This is a genomic window from Paenibacillus sp. J22P51, assembly GCF_059692215.1.
In genome coordinates this window covers 94011-110459 of sequence record NZ_JCAUAZ010000007.1, presented here as the reverse complement: position 1 = coordinate 110459, position 16449 = coordinate 94011, and the positions used below count along the sequence as shown (strand labels likewise).

The window sequence follows — 16449 nt, the reverse complement described above, 5'->3', positions numbered from 1 at the left end:
ACATGAGCACCGGACTTCGAAGGTGAACGCAAGATTCGATGTCGAATTAACTTCTTGGCTAGCTTCGTGATCAAAAGACGACTTTTTGAACTTCCTCTTCTATCATAACTTATTTTGTTCTATTTGTTCTACTAACTCTGATAAATAAGTCCATCTTTCCATTGCTGCTTCAAGCTCTGCAGCGGTTTGTTGCTCTTGTTCATACAGGTCGCGAGCGAGGTCAAAGTTGCTTCCGGAGGCTTCGATTTGCTTTTTCAAGCTATCGACTTTGTCCTCTAGGGCAGCTATTGTGTTCTCAATTTCGTCCCATTCCTTCTGTTCTTTAAAAGAAAGCTTCTTCGGACGATTCGTTGCTTGGGATGAGCTTGCACTTGAAGGGATAGACGCAGGACTGCTGATAGCTGTCTTCGAGCTTGCTTGGCGAATAACTTCTTTCCTCGCTTGCTCCGCCTCTTCTTGTTCACGCTTATCATCCAAATAATCCGAATACGTCCCGATGAACGGCTCTATTCCGCCATTCCCATCGAAAGCAAATAAATGGGAAACTGTCCGATCCAAAAAGTATCGATCATGGGAAACCGTAATAACAGCCCCTGAGAATTGATCCAGATAATCTTCCAGTATCGTCAAAGTTTGGATGTCCAAATCATTGGTCGGCTCATCGAGAAGCAAAACATTCGGTTCACCCATTAGGGTGCGTAACAAATAAAGTCTGCGACGCTCTCCGCCTGAAAGCTTGCCAATTGGCGACCATTGCAGGTTTGGTGAGAATAAGAAGCGCTCTAGCATCTGTGCGGCCGAAATGGTTTCACCATCCGACGTGCGGATCTGCTCTGCGGCTTCCTTGATATATTCGATCACGCGCATTTTCTCATCCATTGCGACGTTCTCTTGCGTATAGTAGGCCAACTTCACCGTTGTGCCGGTCTCGATCGTGCCGCTGTCGGGCTGAATTCGCCCCGCGAGCATATTGAGCAGCGTCGACTTGCCGCTGCCGTTAGGACCGATGATGCCTAGACGATCCTTCGGCATCACGATGTAGCTGAAGCCGCTGAGCAGCGGCTTTCCGCCTGGGAAAGCCTTGGAGATGTCGTCCAGCTCCATCACCTTTTTGCCAAGGCGGCTGCCAGCCAGCGCCATGTCGAGTTTGTCAGCGGGACCGTCCACTTGGCGGTCCCGAAGATCCTCGGCGCGCTGGATGCGCGCCTTCTGTTTCGTCGTGCGCGCCTTCGCGCCGCGACGGAGCCAGGCCAGCTCGCGGCGGAGGAGATTCTGCCGCTTGTCTTCACTAGCGGCTTCGGAATCCATCCGCTCCGCCTTCTTCTCGAGGAACCACTCGTAGTTCCCCTCGTAGCTGTAGATCTTGCCCCGGTCCAACTCCAGAATGCGGGTGGTGACCCGCTCTAGGAAGTACCGGTCATGGGTAACGAGCAGCAAGGCTCCGCGCCATTTGCTGAGGAACTCCTCGAGCCAGATGGCCGTCTCGTTATCAATATGGTTCGTCGGCTCATCCAGGATGAGCAGATCGGCAGGCTGAATGAGAACGCGCGCCATGGCTACGCGTTTGCGCTGACCGCCGGACAGCAGGCCGACGGGTTTGTCGAATTCGCTGATGCCGAGCTTCATCAGCACGGTTTTGGCCAAGGTGCTGGCTTCCCAAGCACCTTGCTCATCCATGCGCGCCTGGGCGTTGAACAGGCGCGCTTGTTTCTTCTCATTGGAGGCGTCCAGCTCCAGTTCAGCGAGTGCTAGCTCATAGTCGCGGAGCGTCTTCATGAGCGGCGAATCGCCGTGGAATACTTGCTCAAGCACCGTGGAGTTCGGATCGAACTCCGGGTTCTGTGGCAAGTATTCCACGCGGAAATGGTTCGCGTGCACGAGCTTGCCGCGATCCGGTGTTTCCAGACCCGCTAGCATTTTCAGAAGCGTGGACTTGCCTGTGCCGTTCACGCCGATGAGGCCAATGCGCTGCTTCTCGTTCAAGGTGAACGAGATGTCATCGAAGAGCACCTTGTCGCCGTAGGTTTTGGTTATATCGACCGCGCTTAGAATATTCATCCTTGCACCGGCTCCATGATGTACGCAGCAAGAAGGGCAGCTGTGTTCACTACAGCATCCATATGCGTACGCTCCATGCTATGTGACGCGTGAACACCAGGACCTATTAGCGCTGCACGAATATCGCGGCCGCCTCTTAGTGCTGCCGATGCATCCGAGCCATAGCGTGGGTAAATATCAACTGCATAGCCGATTTCCAGCTTCTCGGCATGCTCGATCATTTTCGATGTCATCGCATAATCGTAAGGACCTGACGAATCCTTCGCACAGATCGAAACATCGCGTTCACTACCACTCAAATCATCACCAAGCGCGCCCATATCGACGGCGATAAAATCCGTAATATCCTCAGGAATAAATGCGGAGCCATGACCAACCTCTTCATAGTTGGAGAAGAATAGCTTGATCGTATAAAGAGGCTGTATCCCTTGCTCTTTTATCAGCTTAAGAAGGCCGAACAAGGATGCTACGCTAGCTTTATCATCCAAATGGCGTGACTTCACATAGCCATTATCCTTCACTTGGACACGCGGATCGAACGAGATATAGTCGCCAACACGGATGCCGAGTGCTTGCACATCTTTTTTGGAACTAACAAGCTCATCTATACGAACTTCCATATTCGCCTCATCGCGCTTATACTCTCTCGCATCCTCGTACACATGCACGGATGGTCTAGACGTAAGAATCGTACCATCATACACACGCTCATCACGTGTATGAATTTGCACATACTCATTCTCGATCGCACCCATCATAAAACCACCAAGCGAAGTGATTTTCAACGTACCATTGTCTTTAATGGAGCGCACCATCGCACCCAGCGTATCCACATGTGCAGAGATGCCAATTACGCGATCTGAGCTTGTACCATGAACGGTAACAATACCGCAGCCTTTATTCGTATAAGAAAGCTCGAAGCCAAGCTTACTCACTTCTAGCTCTACTTTTTGCATAATGTGATGCGTGTACCCTGTCGGACTAGGAGTCCGCAGCAGCATTTCAAGAACTTCTGTCATATAAGCTCTATTTAAATTGGACTTCAACTCGGATTCCTCCCTTTTTCATATGTAGTTCGTATTGCGCTAAACACACAAAAAACAGTGCAGCCTAAGAATTTTTGCCAGCGCCTGACAACGTCAAGAACGAGCCTCTTCTAAGGATACTACACTGTTCTCCTATGTTTTTCAAACGTGAGTTAGCTTACAAAATCAACACAGATGGACGTTCCATCAAGAACTGTTTTCATATGAGCTTTGACTTCTTCATGCACAGGATGTGTATCGTAAACTTTCAAATCATCTAGTGAATCAAATTTCGTGATGAGTGCGATATCGTAAGAACGCTCTAAATGTAGAATGTCAGTCCCAACCTCAATGTGCCGTAAAACCGGGATTTTACCTTCCATATTCGTAAGAACGGCTTTGGTTACTTCCACAGCTTCAGGACTGCGATCTTTGAGCTTAAAAAACACAACGTGCGTTAACATCGTGATCTCCTCCGATTTGATTAATTTGATTTGTTTAATGGTTTAACTCATTACTTTAGCTGACCATTCTTCAACGTCCCAAACACGTGTAACCCAACCTTCATAGAATTCAGGTTCATGGCAGACAAGCAAAACGGTGCCTTTGTACTCTTTTAAAGCGCGTTGAAGCTCTTCTTTGGCTACGACGTCCAAATGGTTCGTTGGCTCATCGAACAGCAACCAGTTGCTTTCTTGCATGAGCAGCTTGCATAGACGAACCTTCGCTTGCTCACCACCACTTAGCATGCTCATGGCACGAGTAATGTGCTCATTTTTGAGACCAACTCGAGCAAGCGCTCCTCGAACTTCATTCTGTGTCATGGAAGAGAATGAATTCCATACATCATCAATCGGCGTCATGCTTGGCGCTTTGACCTCTTGCTCAAAGTACGCAGGACTCAAATAATCGCCGCGATACGTTTTGCCGCTGAAAGGCTCGATTTTCCCAAGAATCGTCTTCAATAAGGTGGATTTACCGACCCCATTGCAGCCGACGATGGCAATTTTCTCACCGCGTTCAATCGTCACATTCATCCTCGGAAGCAAGGCACGATCATAGCCGATTTCCAAATCTTGCGCTTCAAATACTACTCTACCACTTGAACGCGATTCTTTGAATACAAATGTAGGCTTCATTGCCGTTTCCGGACGCTCAATGCGGTCAATTCGATCCAACTGCTTCTCCCGGCTCTTCGCGCGGGTTGAAGTTGACGCCCGCGCTTTGTTGCGCGCGATGAAATCTTCCTGCTTCTTGATATATTCTTGCTGCTTCTCATAAGCGTCAATGTGCTGCGTCTTGTTCATTTCAGCCATATCAAGGAATTTCTCATAATTCGCTGTGTAACGCGTCAATTTGGAAAACTCCAAATGATAGACAACGTTCACGACTTCATTCATAAATTCGGTATCATGTGAAATTAACATGAACGCATATGGGTAATCTTTCAGGTACATTTTCAACCATTCGATATGTTCCACATCTAGGTAGTTGGTAGGCTCATCGAGCAGAAGCACAGTTGGTTTTTCTAGTAATAGCTTAGCTAGAAGAACCTTCGTGCGCTGTCCACCACTAAGAGAGGTTACATCACGATCTAAACCAATCGCATTCAAACCGAGACCATTACCCATCTCTTCGATTTTCACATCAAGCAGATAGAAATCACCGATTTCCAAGCGTTCTTGAATTTCACCCATTTCCTCGAGAAGCACTTCAAGCTCCTCTGGCGTGGCGTCACCCATTTTGTCGGTAATGGCCATCATTCTTTTCTCTTCTTCATACAACGGCAAGAACGCATCACGCAATATATCGCGAATAGTCCTACCCGCGGCCAACACGGAGTGCTGGTCCAAATAGCCATAGTGGACTCTCGGTGTCCATTCTACTTTTCCTGTATCCTTCAATAGCTTGCCTGTTAATATATTCATCAACGTGGATTTCCCCACGCCATTCGCTCCAACGATACCAACGCGTTCACCAGCAAGTAAGCGGAACGATACATTTTTGAACAATGTACGATCGCCAAAGCTGTGGCTTAAATCTTCAATTGTTAAAAGACTCATTTTGTAAAACCAAACCCCTGTCTAGTTCTAAGATAATCACGTATTTTACTCGCGACTTCTTATTATACCACTGCTCATGGCAGACAGGAAGTAGAACTATTTGTATTAGATGCGAAAAGTCATTTCCTGTCGAATAATTCGCACAATGTCCCCATCTTTTAGCGGATAGGATTGATAGGTGACCAGAGGAAGATCATTTAAATAGGTTCCGTTGGTTGAGCCTGCATCTCGAAGCTGATAGCCGTTGCTAGTTAGTACAATTTCCGCATGAATTCTGGAAACACCTACGATATCCATCACATAGTCGATTTTGCTGCTTAGATCTCCCCTGCCAATAGTAAAAACTTCACTGTTGATGGGAACAGTTTGACTCTTATCTTCCACTAGAATTTCTAATCGGGGTCCGAGCGGTTTTTGCGTTGGGGATTTCCCAAGAAACACCGTGACATTGGACCCTGAGGGTTGGAGGAGGGTTGTATGCATCGACAGATTGCGATAGTAGTCTTGCATATCTAATGGAGCCACGATTGATGAGGAATCAAGGGAACTAGCGTATTCCGGAAAAGGATTATGTACAGCGAGAGAATGTTTCTTCAACTTGTTGTTTTTTGGCCTTTGTAGCTGTGGGAAGCCCCTACAAAGAAGAACAAAGCCCACATCTCCCAGTAGCAATGTTATACCAGCTATAAGCTGAAGAGAGCCCGCTGAGGGTGACGTTAAGTAAAGTTGCCATAGAAAGGCCACAATGATAACTATTAATGCTATTATCATCCATCGTGGTCGCTGGTTTAAGGGAATAAATGTTAGAGGAAATACACGAGAATCTGATTCTGGGGATGTGTGAATATCATGATCCATGAATTTCTTCTGATCAGGTTCAGTCAACTTGGGAATGCTAGGTTCTATTCGCATATTCTCTTCCTGTTTCCAATGTGCTTTAGGTAACCCTGGCTCTGATAATAAGATTTCATTGGATTCAGTTGGTTCATCAGGTGTTGAATTTCGCACCAAAATCGGCTCGTCCATTAATTTTAGTAACGATTCCTTATAACCAAGTAAGCTCTTGTTAGCCAAATGAGCTGAAATCCAAGTATTCAGTTGATCCTGCTCCTCTTCCCGAACATGTAGATGAAGCTTTGTTAGAAGTGAATCTATCGCTGGATAGATATCATCACTAACATGCTGTGTATCTAACGGTACATACGTCAGGTAAACGTCCGCCCAATCCTGTCCAACGAAAATAAAATTATCCTTCAGCACGAAATTCATTTCGTAAAGCATGTAATTTTTGCTTTCTTCGAGTGTACATATAATGGCATACAACAACTTGGCAAGCTGATGGATCGAGAACGGTTCCACCTTCAGAACATGTGACAGCATACGTTTGGAAGATAATTTATATTGCAAACGAAGACGTGAGTCCACCTCAAGGATGTCAAGCGGCAGCAGCCTCGGGACTTGATTCGCTTCTAGCATGCGTACTTGCAAGGAGGAAAGATCACTTGTTGCTAATCCCCCTTCCTTGTACAACGCCATATGGTGGCCATGTTGATAAACAAACTCATACCGAAGTCCGAATACTTCTTGTGTCATACAACCACCTCATCTCAAAGCAAAGAATAGTATAATGTGATAACCACCGCAGGAAAAACGGCGTACATAAAGGGAAATTTGATGTTTTTCTGATACTTGATATCGCGTAATGTTGCGATATTGTTATGGACAAAAATTGAGATAAGCCAGCCCGTAAGCTTTTGACCTGTAGCTCTCATTTGTTTTTGAATAAGTAATAGGAAAAGCCCGATGAGTCCAGCACATAGAATGGCATATACGAGTGTTTGTAAGACAAAAGCAACGCCCATGATTGCGCCAATAGCCGCAAAAAGTTTGACATCCCCTGCCCCCAAAGCACCTAGAACGTACAAAACGAGTAGGATGAGAAAACCAGTAAGTGCTCCACAGAGAGAAAACAGCAATCCATTCCAACCCTGTGTCCATGTGTGAAACAATATTCCCACTATAGTTCCACACATCGTCAGCTTATTTGGCAGCTTTGCATGACGAACATCAACAATAAAGGCAATCGCGATAAAAATAATAAAAAGACAATGAATCAATAAAATAATTCTATACCTCCCTTCTGTTTAAGCCCCAACCCAAGCCCGCTCATAGGCCCTCTTTTTCACAACAATCGTTTGGCTCATAAAAGGGATCGAAAGCTTATAACTCAGTTGCGCTTCAATCCCAAAGAAAGCCTCACCGCTTTGTTCCATACTCGGTAGGGTCACGGAAATCACTTTAAATTTCTTCTTATCGACGATTGCAGCATCACAAAAAGCATACACAAGAGGTGTAAAGACAGCTAGAATGCGCGGTTTTACTTGTGATTCATAGAGCCCATTCAGCTCATCTTGCGCCATTTCCTCCCCAAGTTCCCGCTTCTCTTTTTCCAAGCGTACAAGCTCCAATAACGGGTCTGGTATGTAGGCAGCGTACTCATCGGCAAAATCCTCCGCACTCGTCACATGATTGCGAGCAGATTGAATTTGATCCACAGCTGTATTAAGTATGTCCGCGGCGCGGCTTTGATCATATTTCGCGCGAGCTTCTTGAACCAGAATTCGAACAGGATAGAGTTGACCTGCAATGGATTTCGTCGCCTCGGAAACACCTGACTGCATCGCCATTTCGACAATGGCAATTTGAATGAAAAGCACAAGACCTACCACAAACGCCAGAAATATAGGCAAAATGAGCGAAGCTTCCAACACGATGCCGCCTTCTTGCCCTTTGCTCAATTTGAGAAGCAACTCTTTGCCCCCTTCCCTAATACGAAACGACAGCTGTTCGACTCATTTGACATTGTGTTCCGACTACTTTACAGCCTAAAAGACCTGTTCCATCCAGCAGCTTCATTATTTGCGGAATAAACCAAAGCCTAATTTCACTTGTAGCATTTGCTTGCATATAGGAAGTCTGTTGGATCAAATCTTTGCCTGTTTCTAATTCAAGGAGTGCTTGTATTCTGGACAGCAGCTTAGCATTGTTACTATGCAGCATCAGAAATAGCCGTAAATAGTCTTTGTAAGTCAACTTAAGCGCTGCCACGGAAAGCTTGGACGATAATTCAACCGCGTCACCTTTCACCAAGGTGTTCATATCGACCAACGCCTCTACTGCGCCTTGTGCAGCTGCAGCCAGTAGCACAAGCAATGGCGACCCGATGTTAAGCATTTCCTTTTCCGGATCTAACAAGGCTTCGACGGTACGGATCGCTAAGCGTAATGAAAACATTTCGGCATACGCTGCAGACAGGTTAGCGGCACATGAAGAAAACCCGTATAAGAGATACTCCACCTCTTGGCTTGCTAACATATGAGAACCAGGGTCTACGAATTCGTTGGACAATTTGGGCTGCCCGTTTGGGTCTTTCTCTAACCCGTATGTACGATAATTAAATTTCGTTAGTGCGTATTCATTTACGTAAAGTTCATCACGCAGCACTTCGGCTGCTTGGTTTATTGCACCCAACATGTCCATTGCTCTTAAACTAGCAGGTTCGGCTTTATCTAAGTCATACATAGCTTCATACCCAATCATCGTATCTTGAGCGTTCGCTTGGCGATATTTCTGATATAAGCCTGATTCGCCTTGGAGCTTGTTGTAGTGGTCAGCATCACCGGATTGTGAATTGGTAAGACTGCAACCTCCAATGGCTTGCTTCGCCTGATCCAAAACAGCTTGGATTTTATTCTTTTGAGTTTGTTTATTTTTATTAGTTGTATCATTCTTTTCCATTCTGGAGTGCTCAGTAGAGCTCTGTTTATTGTGAAAATCATTTGAAGCTGCCCAATAGGCTTCATTCGCTTGATTGACCTCGCTCGTATGCTCCGAAGTATACAAGATGACTCGCTCAACAGATGACTGGAATGCTGAAAATAACGCGGCAATTCGTGCGATTGCTGTTTGATAGCTATAAAAATAATCATCTCCAATTAGTGAAACATGTTGAAATACCTCATTAGCATCTTGACCACCATCTGTTGCGGAACTCGAAATTCCTGTTAGCTTTAATCGTATCTCGTCATTTTTTTGCTTGGCTATCCGTAAGGCAGGTTCAATCTCCTGTTGAAACTGTTTAACATCACTTTCATTGGCAGATACTTCTAGCTTTGTGGTAATTACAAGTGCTGTGTACTTCAGGATTAGCTGAACTAAAGCTTCCAGCTCATTCAACTTCTGAGAAAGTGTACTGACCTGCAACTCAAGTGTTTGTTTACCAGCAATGATGGCTTGCATACTGGCACCCGCCTCAGGACCTGCTTGTGCCAACGAAGCCAAGGAAAGATCCATATTCCTAACCGTATTCGTTAAAGATTGCAGTTCAGCCTGAACACGACTGATTTCACCACGAACTTCATCAACCGTATGAATACCTATGCGCGCAGCTAAATCATCTAATTCCACTATTCTTGTTCCATAGTAACTATGAAATGTGGATGTTTTGGCATAGAGCGAATCCGCGCTCTGCCATGCTTCGTCTAGCGCGGATTCGCGCTGCTCGATTAGCTTCTCTAGTTCTGCGGCATCTTTGGCAAATTGCGACCCTATCTGAAACGGCTCTCTGACTCCGCTTTTCTGAAATTTATCAGCGATTTCGAGCGAGTATTCAATGGGTGCTTTAATTTTCATATCTTGGATGAGCTGACCCTCAAAAATGACATGACTAGCAAGCGAATACACTGGCGTAACACGAGCAGCTCCATCAACAGCTTTGGTATTGATAAAATGAAATGCATGCGATGTGATGCCACTGGATAAGTTTTTAACAAAGATATCGTTAAGTAATTGTTCTGACGCCTCCTGAGAAAGGCCCATGCCATAAAGTCCTCTCTTCTGCAGTTCGTTATCAAAGGAAGACATCACGGATCTTGCAGCTGCTTGAATAGCCGATTCTGTTTCTCTCTCAGCTGCTTTGATTCGGGCAAAATCGATGAGCACCGCTTGAAATAAGAAAATCGGCACAATAATGAGTATCAAATAAACGGATACCGCGCCGTTCTCTGCAAATAGGAATCTCCTCAAAAGCTCCCCTCTTTCTAATTGTGAATAACGACCACGATCCCTTTGCGTTCGAGTTCCTTACGAAAAGCATCCGCAGGCATCCCTTTACCGCTCGCATCCTTCTTAAAAAAGTGCCAGACAATCCCCTTCACAGTCGGATCCTGCTGGAGCAGCTCGATGTCCTTCGGAAGCTGTTCAGTACGCAGCTGAGCTTCGGTCATACTATAAAAGGCTTGATGCCCAATACCACGCGCGTCTAAGGCATCAATTTTTCTTCTTTTACCAGACGCAGTAGTCCTCATAACCTCCGAACCTCCCACCAATGATCTTAAGTAGGAGGATGCCTGACGTTCGGATTGGATAGTGACACTAGGACCAGACAAATCACTCTTCACAGGATCTACAAGTGCTGCTTTTGCTTTCTCGGGAGAGATCCTTCCTACTAATGTCGGCAGATAGGTCCGCGTCAGATCTGTGGTTCGGATTAGCTCTATTGAATCAACTACGTGGGCAACAGCTGTTCCTTCCGGTTGAGCCGATTGCATCCATTTCCGCAGGATAGAAGGTGTAAGAAATGACTTGGAAACAGCAACTTCAACTTGATGATCTAGTAGATAATTTGTATATGTTGCTTTGCCCGTCACTCCTTTTGGGAATAAAGCCGCGGCTTTTGCCAGCTTTTTCTCCACCAAACCATTAGCCTGATTCGTGGGGAGTGCGATGCTTGTACCACCATTTCCCTGTAGCAAGCCAAATAAGTCACTCACATTGTCCTGCGTCAGGCGCCAGTACAAACTGTCGGTTTCCCGCGGATCAAAGCTTCCTGTAGACATATCCTTATGGCTGTTATTCCAAGTAAAAGCTAGCTTTTCTGCAGCTGATCGCGCTAATTGCTGGAGATATACATGCTGGTAGGCATACATCCCAACGAACAACAGTGTCACCGTACAAATTGAAATAACTGGAAATACGAGTGACGCTTCTAAAGTGAACGTACCATGTTCATTTGTAGTGAAACGAGAGAACCTGCTATGGCGCACAGCTCGTAGTTGGACTTGGTGCACACGGGGCCACCGCGCTGTTATCCTTCAGATCAGAGTTCGCATCGCCGATGAGTTTCTGGAACCAGGAAACAATCCACTTTCTAAAAATAATCGCAATCGCAACGAGCACCGCTACAATCAATAAAATTTCTAACGTACCCAGTCCATCTTCCTCTTGCCACACACGTTTAATGCCTTCAATCATCGGTTTCATGTCAACATCCCTTTCTTATTGGTTCATCATGAGTAACGCGGGCGCGGCGACAATCACCATCACCACAACAAATATTAACACCATTGGAAAAACGAGCTTGGAAGATGCTTCCTCCCCTAGAGTTCGCGAAACACTTTTCCTCCGCTGCCACAGTTCCAGCGAGAGCGCCTGCAGGGCGACAACAAAATCATTACCGCCTCTTTTAAAGTTCAATCCAAGCGTTGATGTGAATAACGACACTTCATGTAACGCACATCGCTTACTGAAATCCTCTAAAACCTTCGTGAACGAGATATTCATCTCCAGCTCATGCACAGCTACAAGCAACTCTTTAAATAAAGGAGAATCCGTCATATGCGGCTTAGTCTGAACACACCGAATCCATGCACGGTTGACGGTCTCGCCAGCATTCACTAAGAGCACGATAGTGCTTAAAAACTCGGGCAGCTCTAGTATCATCCGTTGCTGCTTCTTTCGAATTTTGGTATCTAAATCACGAACCATCATCATCGGAGTTCCTGTTGCTGCAACCACTCCAAAAGCTAACAAGGAGCTGTCTTCACCAGCAAGAATTGCAAGAAGAGTAACGATGAATAAGCACAAAGTACCAGCAGAAATAAGCTCTGCCATGAACCACTTACTGCCTTGCGAGGACAAACTTCTTCCATACAATACCAGACATTTATGATGGATTTTCGACGTAAAATCAGGAAATCGCTCCATCAATTGAAGCTTATCTATGAAGTAGTAGCTATATGGTAAGAGAAACTTCAATCGAAATGGATACATGTGAGACTGAAGCTGTAACCCGTATCTTTTCTTTCCGCGCATTAGTAATGCAATACAAACGACAATTTGCGTTAAAGCGAATAACCACATCCACATGCTACACCTTGATATTCATTATTTTTTGAGTGAGTAAATAGCAAGCACCTAGTAACAACAAGCAAATGGTCATGATCAGAATTCCGCTCCCATTGTAAAGTGGAACCATATAATCTGGTGAAGAAAAGGCCAATACAGCAACAATACATATGGGGGCAACAACAAGCACTCTCGATTCAAGCCGCTTTTGGGCAATCATGACCGAAATTTCCTGCGTTATTTCTAGTTTTTCAGCGATAACCGTCGCTGTGCGTTTCATTACCTCTACTAAATTACCTCCCGTACGCTTACAGGTTAGAAATACATCTGTAAAGCTCTGAATATCTTCTAAATGGCTTCGATCAGCAAAATGTTTAAGCGCTGCCTCAATCGGTTCGCCATTCTCAACCTTCCGGCAAATCATTCCGAACTCAACGACGATTAGGCAGGCAGGATCAGGATACAGCAGCTTCAAATCCTCCCAAGCCTCTCTGAATGCTGATTCAATGGATTTCCCCACTGTCATGGAGGAAGATAGACAACTAAGTGCTTGTTTAAATTGTACAAATAGCATATTTTTGCGTTTTTGGATGAGTTGCTGCCGACGAAAGCGAGGAAACACAAAGCCCGTCGATGAAAGAAGAGTGGCGAGGATGATATTTTGATAGAAAATATAACCGATCAGGAATGCCGGAAAAGCAAGCATCAGAATCGCAGTTGTTCTCTCTTTGGCGGACAATTGATACTGGCTGTAATCGATATAGGGGACTACAGGAAGGGTAGCTCGAGATTTGTGTTTAGAGGCATTTCCAATTGATTTCGGAGGGGATTTTCGGCGTTCAATATATAACAAAATGATCCAACTTCCACCACCAATCAGAAGCAGCAGCAACCACACTATCATATCGCCTCACACCCAGCTTCGCTCCGTATAAACCAATTTGGCAGCTGCTTGCCCGCCATTTGAAGCTTGTGCATATTCGCAAGAGCTTGTCCCGTATAGCGGAGTGCTCCAAGGATTTTACCATCTGGAGTCTCCCCGCTTTCTTCGAAGAGAAACAGGGGCTGCAATTGGACTTCTCCATCCTTCAAACCAACGACTTGTTGAATCTCTGTTACCTTTCGTGTGCGATCTCTCATACGGGATATATGTACAATCACATCTAAAGCTGAAGCAATCTGTTTACGAATGACTTCAATGGGCAGAGGAGCTGCACTCAGAACCATCGCCTCCAGCCTGCTGAGCATATCCAGTGAGGTGTTCGCATGACCAGTGCTTAAGCTTCCATCATGTCCCGTATTCATTGCTGCCAGCATATCCAATGCCTCAGCACCTCGCACCTCACCTACAATTATGCGGTTGGGACGCATCCGTAGGGAAGATCGAATCAACTCTCGCATGGCGATAGCTCCCTTCCCTTCTGTATTCGCATTTCTCGTTTCCATTCGAACTAGATTGGGAACAGCTTGGATCTGGAGCTCTGCAGAATCTTCTATCGTAATCACGCGTTCATGTTCAGGAATCCAAGCACTCAAAGCGTTGAGAAACGTCGTCTTCCCTGACCCCGTACCGCCTCCAATGAACAAATTAAATCCCGCTTCAACCATCAACCGCAGCACTTCTGCAGCTTCCTCTGAAATACTTCCAAATCGAATCAAATCTGACATATCCATTGGCTTGGCTGGAAATTTACGAATAGTTAACGTTGGACCACTGAGAGAAGCGGGTGGAAGCACGATATTTACGCGTGAACCGTCTTTCAATCGTGCATCCACAATAGGTGTGGCTTGATTAACAATTCGATTCACTTTGGAGACAATCATTTGGATAAGATCCTCTAGTTTCTCAGCACTTTCCAGCTCATAGGGGTAGCGTTCAACTAAGCCCATCCGTTCAAAGAAAATACAGGTGTGACCATTCACCATAATCTCTGTTACTGTTGGGTCATCGATGAGTGGTTGTAGAATGTCTAATCCTCGAAAGCTATCAAATATTCGCTTGACACCAGCATGCATCTCACTCGAAGTCCAGCCATGAACACCTGCAGCACGAAAGATCGTTTCTTCGATATGCCCCCTTAATTGAGCGTCACTTACCTCATGAGAGAGGTCGAGATTCTCCTTAATCTCCTGCTTTAATTGATTAAACAGCTCTTGATTCAAAGTAAGCAGCAGCTCCTTCTTTGGGAATTTCCACATTCTCATTAAAGACAGCTTTCAACATGGCATACACTTGTTCAGAAAATATATCCGATTGCCAGACTTGCTCTGCCGAACTCATCACCTTCCATTCAGGAATATAAGGAAGCTTATACGATATATTTTTACCAAGGGATTCGAAAGATTTGGTTTGACTGCCTCTATAACTCGTCATGACAAAATGAATGTGAGAATACGCGCTCATTTGTTTATAAAGTGACTTTGTTTTGAAAGCATCATTCCAATCATCTTGAATCAGCCAAATGATCGTATCGCTAAGTTCTAAGCTTCTGACGATTCTCGGATGAACGGATGCTTCAAGATCAACAATGAGCGTATCGTAGGCCGACAAGCCAACTATGGACGTAATGAGTTGCTTGACATGGTCACCACTCATCTCTTGCATCTCTCTCATTTGATCGTGAGGAGTCAAATAATCGAACCTTCGAATCGCATCATGTGATTTTAAAAGTGCCAGCTTTGGCCCCAGAGATTCAGGCGAGCCTTTCAAATAATAGAGGAGCTGCGATAATCGCCCCGATTGTCCCTGCAGCCACTGAGAAGCTGCACTCACAGACTCCAAGCTCAGATACAAGACACGTTCCCCACGAAATGCCAGCTGTTTCGCCATATGAACGGCTGTTATCGATTTTCCAATGCTGCCACTGCTGCTGTAGACAGATATCACGCGTGTGCGATTGGGATGAATTAATCGATGCTCACTTGGCATGCCCTTCGAATACAGAGCTTGAATGCGTGTGAGGAGCTGGTGCAGTGGTTGAAAACGGAATAAGAACGGCAGTACAGTTTCAAGCGCATCGGAGTTTGCAATGTTTTGACTCAAAACCATTTTGATTAGCGATGTACGATGATGCTGCAATAATGGATAATACGCTTCAGATAACAATAGAACTCCTTTGATATCTGGATCCTCCAACACCTGCAGTAGGAGCTCTACTTGTGAGAAGAGCTTCACTTGCACACGTTCAGTGCACTCCGTTGCCCGTATGAAAACGGCTAATCGCTCGGCATAGGCCATGTCATCATCTAAGACATACAGTTGAAGTTTACTCATTCCGACTTCTCCTCCTTCGTTCTTGAAACTACTCAGCGAATTTCGCATAAACACCACTGCCAATGAGTACACAGCTCATGACGGCGAGTACAATCGCTATACGTGTGGATGTTTCAGCTCTCATATTTCCCTCCTGTCTGACTCGGAACAGCAAAAAAGCACTCACTGACGAGAGAGAATATTTCTCTATCATCAGCGGTGCTTCCGCTTGTCCGATTTTTAATTACCCAAATTGTACCACATTTCCCTAATAAATCAATGATTTTATTCCCAAGGATACTTCATCGTGAAAAAGCTAGCTAGCTTCTTACTCTCCACTCGGCGAAGACGTCTCATCTCAGCGCGATGCGGCGCGGACTCGTGGAGCTTCCTTTCTTCTTCTGTTTCCGGGATGACATCCGGCACCTCCACCGGTACCTTATTTTCGTCCAAAGCAACAAAAGTTAGGAATGAGGTGGCTGCAATTTTCCTTTCGCCTGATTTCAGATCCTCGGTTACAACCTTGACGAATACCTCCATCGAGCTTTTGCCTGTCCAAGTAACGAATGACTCTAAACAAACGGAATCCGACGTGTGAATCGGGTACAAAAAGTCAACCGAATCCGTTGATGCCGTTACGACCGACCGACGACAATGCTTATGTGCCGCAATTGAAGCAATGTCATCGATATAGGACATCAGCTTTCCACCAAAAAGTGTATTATGATTGTTCACATCAGTTGGAAAAATACGCGATGTTTTGAAACATCTGGATTCTCTTGCGTATCGCTGCTCCATGGCTGTTTCCCCCTCGTCTCCTCATACAAAATATGACTCATCATACCATACTTTTGGCTAGATTTGG

The 16449-nt window shown here is 45.4% G+C and carries 15 protein-coding genes; all 15 read right to left on the bottom strand.

The annotated features are described in order from the left end of the window. Positions 1–102 precede the first annotated feature (102 nt). Positions 103–2058 carry an ABC-F family ATP-binding cassette domain-containing protein gene (locus AC58QC_RS16675; protein WP_497416251.1) on the bottom strand — a complete coding sequence of 652 codons (1956 nt, stop codon included), beginning with the start codon at positions 2056–2058 and terminating at the stop codon, positions 103–105. Then, on the bottom strand, positions 2055–3104 hold the full coding sequence (locus tag AC58QC_RS16670; RefSeq protein WP_497416250.1) for a M42 family metallopeptidase: 1050 nt from the start codon (positions 3102–3104) through the stop codon (positions 2055–2057). Before AC58QC_RS16670 ends, AC58QC_RS16675 begins: the two co-directional genes overlap by 4 nt. Before the next feature lie 152 nt (positions 3105–3256). Next, positions 3257–3547, bottom strand: a complete 291-nt coding sequence (locus tag AC58QC_RS16665) for a Dabb family protein (RefSeq protein WP_497240083.1) — start codon at positions 3545–3547, stop codon at positions 3257–3259. Positions 3548–3589: 42 nt separating this feature from the next. Next, positions 3590–5146, bottom strand: coding sequence for an ABC-F family ATP-binding cassette domain-containing protein (locus tag AC58QC_RS16660; RefSeq protein WP_497416249.1), 1557 nt, complete (start codon positions 5144–5146; stop codon positions 3590–3592). 105 nt (positions 5147–5251) lie between these two features. Continuing rightward, on the bottom strand, positions 5252–6739 hold the full coding sequence (locus tag AC58QC_RS16655) for a DUF6382 domain-containing protein (protein WP_497416248.1): 1488 nt from the start codon (positions 6737–6739) through the stop codon (positions 5252–5254). A 14-nt stretch (positions 6740–6753) separates the two neighbouring features. Continuing rightward, a complete protein-coding gene (locus AC58QC_RS16650) occupies positions 6754–7263 on the bottom strand; it encodes an A24 family peptidase (RefSeq protein WP_497416247.1) in 510 nt (169 codons plus the stop codon). Between the two features lie 27 nt (positions 7264–7290). Continuing rightward, positions 7291–7956: a TadE/TadG family type IV pilus assembly protein gene (locus AC58QC_RS16645; RefSeq protein ID WP_497416246.1), complete on the bottom strand. Its 666-nt coding sequence runs from the start codon at positions 7954–7956 to the stop codon at positions 7291–7293. 16 nt (positions 7957–7972) lie between these two features. Continuing rightward, on the bottom strand, positions 7973–10231 hold the full coding sequence (locus AC58QC_RS16640) for a hypothetical protein (protein ID WP_497416245.1): 2259 nt from the start codon (positions 10229–10231) through the stop codon (positions 7973–7975). A gap of 14 nt (positions 10232–10245) precedes the next feature. Continuing rightward, a complete protein-coding gene (locus AC58QC_RS16635; RefSeq protein WP_497416244.1) occupies positions 10246–11274 on the bottom strand; it encodes a TadE/TadG family type IV pilus assembly protein in 1029 nt (342 codons plus the stop codon). Then, positions 11240–11467 carry a Flp1 family type IVb pilin gene (locus tag AC58QC_RS16630; protein ID WP_497416243.1) on the bottom strand — a complete coding sequence of 76 codons (228 nt, stop codon included), beginning with the start codon at positions 11465–11467 and terminating at the stop codon, positions 11240–11242. Before AC58QC_RS16630 ends, AC58QC_RS16635 begins: the two co-directional genes overlap by 35 nt. A 15-nt stretch (positions 11468–11482) precedes the next feature. Continuing rightward, a complete protein-coding gene (locus AC58QC_RS16625) occupies positions 11483–12346 on the bottom strand; it encodes a type II secretion system F family protein (protein WP_497416242.1) in 864 nt (287 codons plus the stop codon). Positions 12347–12353: 7 nt separating this feature from the next. After that, positions 12354–13235, bottom strand: coding sequence for a type II secretion system F family protein (locus tag AC58QC_RS16620; RefSeq protein WP_497416241.1), 882 nt, complete (start codon positions 13233–13235; stop codon positions 12354–12356). Then, complete coding sequence (locus tag AC58QC_RS16615; RefSeq protein WP_497416240.1) at positions 13232–14536, bottom strand: TadA family conjugal transfer-associated ATPase; 1305 nt, start codon at positions 14534–14536, stop codon at positions 13232–13234. Before AC58QC_RS16615 ends, AC58QC_RS16620 begins: the two co-directional genes overlap by 4 nt. After that, positions 14475–15605 carry a P-loop NTPase family protein gene (locus AC58QC_RS16610; RefSeq protein WP_497416239.1) on the bottom strand — a complete coding sequence of 377 codons (1131 nt, stop codon included), beginning with the start codon at positions 15603–15605 and terminating at the stop codon, positions 14475–14477. The genes AC58QC_RS16615 and AC58QC_RS16610 overlap by 62 nt, the downstream gene beginning before the upstream one ends. A gap of 264 nt (positions 15606–15869) precedes the next feature. Continuing rightward, complete coding sequence (locus AC58QC_RS16605) at positions 15870–16382, bottom strand: acyl-CoA thioesterase (RefSeq protein WP_497416238.1); 513 nt, start codon at positions 16380–16382, stop codon at positions 15870–15872. Positions 16383–16449 lie beyond the last annotated feature (67 nt).

Bases quoted from the DNA above. Each gene is read 5' to 3' on its own strand.
- AC58QC_RS16675 (WP_497416251.1), bottom strand. From the start codon at position 2,058: ATGAATATTCTAAGCGCGGTCGATATAACCAAAACCTACGGCGACAAG.
- AC58QC_RS16665 (WP_497240083.1), bottom strand. From the start codon at position 3,547: ATGTTAACGCACGTTGTGTTTTTTAAGCTCAAAGATCGCAGTCCTGAA.
- AC58QC_RS16660 (WP_497416249.1), bottom strand. From the start codon at position 5,146: ATGAGTCTTTTAACAATTGAAGATTTAAGCCACAGCTTTGGCGATCGT.
- AC58QC_RS16655 (WP_497416248.1), bottom strand. From the start codon at position 6,739: ATGACACAAGAAGTATTCGGACTTCGGTATGAGTTTGTTTATCAACAT.
- AC58QC_RS16630 (WP_497416243.1), bottom strand. From the start codon at position 11,467: ATGAAACCGATGATTGAAGGCATTAAACGTGTGTGGCAAGAGGAAGAT.
- AC58QC_RS16625 (WP_497416242.1), bottom strand. From the start codon at position 12,346: ATGTGGTTATTCGCTTTAACGCAAATTGTCGTTTGTATTGCATTACTA.
- AC58QC_RS16620 (WP_497416241.1), bottom strand. From the start codon at position 13,235: ATGATAGTGTGGTTGCTGCTGCTTCTGATTGGTGGTGGAAGTTGGATC.
- AC58QC_RS16615 (WP_497416240.1), bottom strand. From the start codon at position 14,536: ATGAGAATGTGGAAATTCCCAAAGAAGGAGCTGCTGCTTACTTTGAAT.
- AC58QC_RS16610 (WP_497416239.1), bottom strand. From the start codon at position 15,605: ATGAGTAAACTTCAACTGTATGTCTTAGATGATGACATGGCCTATGCC.
- AC58QC_RS16605 (WP_497416238.1), bottom strand. From the start codon at position 16,382: ATGGAGCAGCGATACGCAAGAGAATCCAGATGTTTCAAAACATCGCGT.